Consider the following 6,773-nt stretch of genomic DNA (forward strand, 5'->3'; position numbering starts at 1 on the left):
TTAAGATTTGGCACCGACCTACTCTCCCACGTGTTACCGCAGTACCATCGGCTCTGGTGGGCTTAACTTCTCTGTTCGGAATGGGAAGAGGTGGACACCACCGATATAGGCACCTAAATATTTTTAAAGTTATCTTGTATGTTTCCTRTTTTATTCAGCTCCATACGCCATAACGATGACATATTATTGAAAGAAGTTAAGTTTTGAAGAACAAACAACAGTTTACTGCTCTTGAAAGCTTCGGATTATTAGTATTACTCGACTTTGATGTCACCATCTTTACATCTGTAACCTATCAACGTAGTAGTCTGCTACGGTCCTATATGGAATTCTCATCTCGTGGCTAGTTTCGCACTTAGATGCTTTCAGCGCTTATCTATTCCCAGCGTAGCTACTCTGCAATGCCCCTGGCGGAACAACAGATTCACTAGAGGCTAGTCCAACCCGGTCCTCTCGTACTAAGGTCAGCCCCACTCAAAATTCCAACGCCCACAACAGATAGGGACCGAACTGTCTCGCGACGTTCTGAACCCAGCTCGCGTGCCACTTTAATCGGCGAACAGCCGAACCCTTGGGACCTTCTCCAGCCCCAGGATGTGACGAGCCGACATCGAGGTGCCAAACCTCCCCGTCGATATGARCTCTTGGGGGAGATCAGCCTGTTATCCCCAGCGTACCTTTTATCCTTTGAGCGATGGCCCTTCCATGCAGAACCACCGGATCACTATATCCGTCTTTCGACCCTGATCGACTTGTATGTCTCACAGTCAAGCAAGCTTATGCTATTGCACTCCTCATACGGTTACCAAGCGTATTGAGCTTACCTTTGAAAGCCTCCGTTACCTTTTTGGAGGCGACCACCCCAGTCAAACTACCCATCAAACAATGTCCTCCACGTGGCAGAGTTAGACACCGAATACAGAAAGGGTGGTATTTCAACGTTGACTCCACGACGCCTGGCGACGCCGCTTCATAGTCTCCCACCTATCCTACACATCCTGTATCCAATGTCAATGTTAAATTGTAGTGAAGGTGCATGGGGTCTTTCCGTCCCGTTGCGGGTACCCGGCGTCTTCACCGGGACCACAATTTCACCGAGCTCATGGCTGAGACAGCGCCCAGATCGTTACACCATTCGTGCAGGTCGGAACTTACCCGACAAGGAATTTCGCTACCTTAGGACCGTTATAGTTACGGCCGCCGTTTACTGGGGCTTCGATTCAATGCTTCTCCKTRMGGATGACATCCCCTCTTAACCTTCCAGCACCGGGCAGGTGTCAGGCCTTATACTTCATCTTTCGATTTTGCAAAGCCATGTGTTTTTGTTAAACAGTCGCCTGGGCCTTTTCACTGCGGCTGATATTGCTACCAGCGCCCCTTCTCCCGAAGTTACAGGGCCATTTTGCCGAGTTCCTTAGCCATGATTCACTCGAGCACCTTAGAATTCTCTTCCCGGATACCTGTGTCGGTTTGCGGTACGGGTTTTTATAACCTGAAGCTTAGCGGTTTTTCTTGGAAGTCTGATTACCTGCACTATCCACGCCCCCGAAGGTTTGCGGTACTATCAGCSTTCAGCTAGACCGGCGGATTTGCCTACCRGTCCAATACCTACAGCCTTCAACGATCTATTCCGTCAGATCGCGGCAGTGTCACTACTCCGTCCCCACATCGCAGTTATAAAAAGTACGGAAATATTAATCCGTTGTCCATCGAATATCCCTTTCGGGTTCTCCTTAGGCCCCGACTAACCCTGATCCGATTAGCGTTGATCAGGAAACCTTATCCTTTCGGTGGGCGGGTTTCTCGCCCGCCTTATCGTTACTTATGCCTACATTTGCTTTTCCAGAAGCTCCACCACAACTTACGTCATAGCTTCGCTGCCGCTGGAATGCTCCCCTACCGTAATATTAATATTACCCATAGCTTCGGTGTACTGTTTAATGCCCGTTTATTATCCATGCCCGATCGCTCGACTAGTGAGCTGTTACGCACTCTTTAAATGAATGGCTGCTTCCAAGCCAACATCCTAGCTGTCTATGCAATCGGACCTCGTTAGTTCAACTTAACTGTAACTTGGGGACCTTAGCTGATGGTCTGGGTTCTTTCCCTCTCGGCGCGTGACCTTAGCACCCCGCGCCTCACTGCCGTGTATATTAAATAGCATTCGGAGTTTGTCTGGATTTGGTAGGATTTGACTCCCCCGCACCCAATCAGTAGCTCTACCTCTATTTAACTYMACCACGACGCTGTTCCTAAAAACATTTCGGGGAGTACGAGCTATTTCCCAGTTTGATTAGCCTTTCACCCCTACCCACAGATCATCCGGAAACTTTTCAACGTTTATCGGTTCGGTCCTCCAGTACGTGTTACCGCACCTTCAACCTGTCCATGGGTAGATCACAAGGTTTCGCGTCTACCTCCCCTGACTATACGCCCTATTCAGACTCGCTTTCGCTTCGGATCCGTGTCTTAAACACTTAACCTTGCCAGAGAAGAGTAACTCGTAGGCTCATTATGCAAAAGGCACGCCGTCACGCCACCTGGACGCTCCGACCGCTTGTAAGCACACAGTTTCAGGTTCTATTTCACTCCCCTGTTCGGGGTTCTTTTCACCTTTCCCTCACGGTACTGGTTCACTATCGGTCTCTCAGGAGTATTTAGCCTTACCGGATGGTGCCGGCAGATTCCCACAAGGCGTCTCCGACCTCGCGGTACTCAGGATACTACTAGACTAATGGTACTTACGTGTACGAGGCTCTCACTCTATATTGCCAGGCTTCCCATCCTGTTCCACTTCATTGCATTATAATCATATCGTAGTCCTACAACCCCAGTTATGCCGTAACATAGCTGGTTTGGGCTCTTTCCCGTTCGCTCGCCACTACTTAGGAAATCATTATTATTTTCTCTTCCTCTGCTTACTTAGATGTTTCAGTTCGGCAGGTTTGCGTATATATACGACTGGTCTTCAACCAGCCAGGTTTCCCCATTCGGAAATCACCGGATCAATTCATATTTGCTAATCCCCAGTGCTTATCGCAGCTTATCACGTCCTTCATCGCCTCTGAGAGCCAAGGCATCCCCTGTGTGCTCTTATTTACTTTCTTCTCTCCATAGCCTTTTGCGCCTATGGAAATGCTTTTTTTGATTGTCGTCTTCTCTTCAGTATACCCCATGCAATTGCTTGCTTTTGGCATTCCTCAGATCAAACAACGTCTCTATTGTTGTTTGCTCTTCTTTTTTAACTTCTTCCAATATGTCAAAGAACTTTTCTATCCCGGAAAGTATTCCTACTTCCTATTTCTGTACCTTTTATAACAGGTACCGGTGATGGTGGAGAATAACGGAGTCGAACCGTTGACCTCCTGCGTGCAAGGCAGGCGCTCTAGCCAGCTGAGCTAATCCCCCTTAAGATTCAATCTTATGTAGTCCCGAGCAGATTTGAACTGCTGACCCCTACATTATCAGTGTAGTGCTCTAACCAAACTGAGCTACGGGACTCTATTCATTTCGCATGGCTTTATGAGTGCTGATTTCTCATTTCACAAATCCTATGCTTAACTCATATCMCCTGCTTACAGTATGGAGCACTTTACTTTCGCTTCATCCTATGGGTTTTCTTTTTTGAGATCTTTTGTCATTATATCATTTACGTAGCGAGTAGTCTAGTCTACTCCAGAAAGGAGGTATTCCAGCCGCACCTTCCGGTACGGCTACCTTGTTACGACTTAGCCCCAGTTATCGGTTTTACCCTAGGACGCTCCTTRCGGTTACATACTTTAGGTACCCCCAACTTCCATGGCTTGACGGGCGGTGTGTACAAGGCCCGGGAACGTATTCACCGCGTCATTGCTGATACGCGATTACTAGCGAATCCAACTTCAAGAGGTCGAGTTGCAGACCTCTATCCGAACTGTGAATGGCTTTTTGAGATTTGCTTGCTGTTGCCAGCTTGCTGCCCTCTGTACCATCCATTGTAGCACGTGTGTAGCCCCGGACGTAAGGGCCATGATGACTTGACGTCGTCCCCTCCTTCCTCTCTGTTTGCACAGGCAGTCTGTTTAGAGTCCCCACCTTAACGTGCTGGCAACTAAACATAGGGGTTGCGCTCGTTGCGGGACTTAACCCAACACCTCACGGCACGAGCTGACGACAGCCATGCAGCACCTAGTTTCGTGTGATTGCTCACTTATCTATCTCTAGATAATTCACTAACTTTCAAGCCCGGGTAAGGTTCCTCGCGTATCATCGAATTAAACCACATGCTCCTCCGCTTGTGCGGGCCCCCGTCAATTCCTTTGAGTTTCACCCTTGCGGGCGTACTCCCCAGGTGGAATACTTAACGCTTTCGCTTAGCCGCTAACTGTATATCGCTAACAGCGAGTATTCATCGTTTAGGGCGTGGACTACCAGGGTATCTAATCCTGTTTGATCCCCACGCTTTCGTGCCTCAGCGTCAATAAAACCATAGTAAGCTGCCTTCGCAATCGGTGTTCTGTGACATATCTATGCATTTCACCGCTACTTGTCACATTCCGCCTACCTCTAGTTCATTCAAGCTCATCAGTATCAAAGGCACTGCGATGGTTGAGCCACCGTCTTTCACCCCTGACTTAATAAGCCGCCTACGCACCCTTTAAACCCAATAAATCCGGATAACGCTTGGATCCTCCGTATTACCGCGGCTGCTGGCACGGAGTTAGCCGATCCTTATTCCTTCGGTACATTCAGCTTATTACACGTAATAAGGTTTATTCCCGAATAAAAGCAGTTTACGACCCAGAGGGCTGTCTTCCTGCACGCGGCATGGCTGGTTCAGAGTTGCCTCCATTGACCAATATTCCTTACTGCTGCCTCCCGTAGGAGTCTGGTCCGTGTCTCAGTACCAGTGTGGGGGGTCATCCTCTCAGATCCCCTAGTCATCGTCGCCTTGGTGGGCCGTTACCCCGCCAACTAGCTAATGACACGCATGCCCATCTCAATCCTATAAATATTTGAACATTAGATAATGCTATCCTGTGTTTTTATGCGGTGTTAATCCGAATTTCTTCGGGCTATCCCCCTGATTGAGGTAGGTTGCATACGCGTTACGCACCCGTGCGCCACTTTCATAAGGAGCAAGCCCCTTAATCTCGTTCGACTTGCATGTATTAGGCCTGCCGCTAGCGTTCATCCTGAGCCAGGATCAAACTCTCCATTGTAAAATGTTAGTTTGAATCRCTGACCATTCTTAACTTGTTAATAATAGTCTGTATTCTTTTTTTGTATTGTCTGTCAGAACTTGACTCGAAAATAATAGCGCAGGTTTCATGTACTTTGAATCTGTACTTTCTTACCTCGCTACGTTGATAAATGACATCTCTTTAATGAACTTCGCGGGTCACCTCACGGATCCCCTTCTTATATCTTTAAAATCATGATCTGTGTTTCTGCAGGGTCGTATTGCTCCCCGCTTTCTGTTTAACCATTCCTTTATTTCAATCTTTTTTTATTCTGTTAACAAACTCCGTTTGGTAACTCCCGTTTTGTTTGGGACTGCAAAGGTAGAAATCTTTTTCTGTTTTGCAAATCTTTTTTGAAACTCTTTTTCACATTCCTTTTTCACTGTTTCCCTTCCTCCGAAGCGGGATGCAAAAGTAGGAAAATTCAGCCACCACGCAAACATTTATACACTATTTCTTACAAATTATCCCTAACTCGCTAAACCACAACCAGAAAAATTAACAGAGAGGGCTTAAAAGATCAATACGTATCGTTTAGAAATTCATTAATTCTACCAGAAGATAACATTTTACTGGTTATCTACTATCTCATATAGTACGCATTCTCTAAGCGTTTCATTAGATTCAAGTAAAGGATGATTAAAAATCTTTATTTCTTTCATCCCGATCTTCTGCATTACGTTTACAGATGGCGCATTAACTTTAGGAGCTATTGCATTTATTGATTTTAGTTTTAAATCTTTAAAAGCATAAGCTATACATCTCCTTGCACCTTCAGTAGCAAAGCCTTTATACCATTTCTTTGTATCTAAGCGCCATCCTATATCAACGCAGGGTGTAAAATCAGATTCAAAGCTTTGAATAGATAATCCTATAAACCCTATAAATTCCCTTGTATCTAATTCTTCTACTGCAAAGTAGCAAAAACCCCTTTCTCGTAACAAATCCTGCATTCTTCTTACAAACTGCCGGGTTCGCTCCATAGATTGGATACCCGGAAAAAACTTCATTACATCTGGATCTGTATTTATACTTGCCAGTTTATCTATATCACTTTCAAGCCAATCTCTAAAACCTAATCTTTCCGACTTAAAAATATAAATGTCATTTGAGCTCATCCCCTAAATCTGATTTAAACAAATATATAAAAGCCTGGTTCAAAATGCTACAAACAAGAAAAGCCTGTAGTGATTAACTACAGGCTTCATTAAGATTTGGCACCGACCTACTCTCCCACGTGTTACCGCAGTACCATCGGCTCTGGTGGGCTTGACTTCTCTGTTCGGAATGGGAAGAGGTAGACACCACCGATATAGGCACCTAAATATTTTAAATATCTTTTAATAGAGTTCTTTGTTATGGTTAAAATAAAACCCTGCAGCGTTTAGCTACAGGGTTTTGATTAAGATTTGGCACCGACCTACTCTCCCACGTGTTACCGCAGTACCATCGGCTCTGGTGGGCTTAACTTCTCTGTTCGGAATGGGAAGAGGTGGACACCACCGATATAGGCACCTAAATATTTTTAAAGTTATCTTGTATGTTTCCTAT

Annotated in this window: 1 protein-coding gene, 2 tRNA genes and 5 rRNA genes; all 8 read right to left on the reverse strand. The window is 45.9% G+C overall.

What is annotated here, in order from left to right; genetic code table 11:
• Window positions 1-5: 5 nt before the first annotated feature.
• The 8 genes from rrf (AC1DG9_RS20830) to rrf (AC1DG9_RS20865) all read right to left on the reverse strand — a co-directional run bounded on the left by rrf (AC1DG9_RS20830) (window position 6) and on the right by rrf (AC1DG9_RS20865) (window position 6,741).
• A 5S ribosomal RNA gene (rrf, locus tag AC1DG9_RS20830) occupies window positions 6-117 on the reverse strand.
• A gap of 112 nt (window positions 118-229) precedes the next feature.
• A 23S ribosomal RNA gene (locus AC1DG9_RS20835) occupies window positions 230-3,107 on the reverse strand.
• A 224-nt stretch (window positions 3,108-3,331) separates the two neighbouring features.
• Window positions 3,332-3,408, reverse strand: a tRNA-Ala gene (locus tag AC1DG9_RS20840).
• A gap of 18 nt (window positions 3,409-3,426) precedes the next feature.
• A tRNA-Ile gene (locus AC1DG9_RS20845) sits at window positions 3,427-3,501 on the reverse strand.
• Window positions 3,502-3,679: 178 nt separating this feature from the next.
• Window positions 3,680-5,201 (reverse strand): 16S ribosomal RNA (locus AC1DG9_RS20850).
• A gap of 590 nt (window positions 5,202-5,791) precedes the next feature.
• Window positions 5,792-6,340: a GNAT family N-acetyltransferase gene (locus tag AC1DG9_RS20855; RefSeq protein WP_172660334.1), complete on the reverse strand. Its 549-nt coding sequence runs from the start codon at window positions 6,338-6,340 to the stop codon at window positions 5,792-5,794.
• 94 nt (window positions 6,341-6,434) lie between these two features.
• A 5S ribosomal RNA gene (rrf, locus tag AC1DG9_RS20860) occupies window positions 6,435-6,546 on the reverse strand.
• 83 nt (window positions 6,547-6,629) lie between these two features.
• Window positions 6,630-6,741, reverse strand: a 5S ribosomal RNA gene (gene rrf / locus AC1DG9_RS20865).
• The 16S, 23S and 5S rRNA genes sit together here with 2 tRNA genes alongside, the layout of an rRNA operon.
• Between the last annotated feature and the right edge of the window lie 32 nt (window positions 6,742-6,773).

The organism is Pedobacter sp. 05L430 (genome assembly GCF_056397585.1).

Bases quoted from the DNA above. Each gene is read 5' to 3' on its own strand.
- AC1DG9_RS20855 (WP_172660334.1), bottom strand. From the start codon at position 6,340: ATGAGCTCAAATGACATTTATATTTTTAAGTCGGAAAGATTAGGTTTT.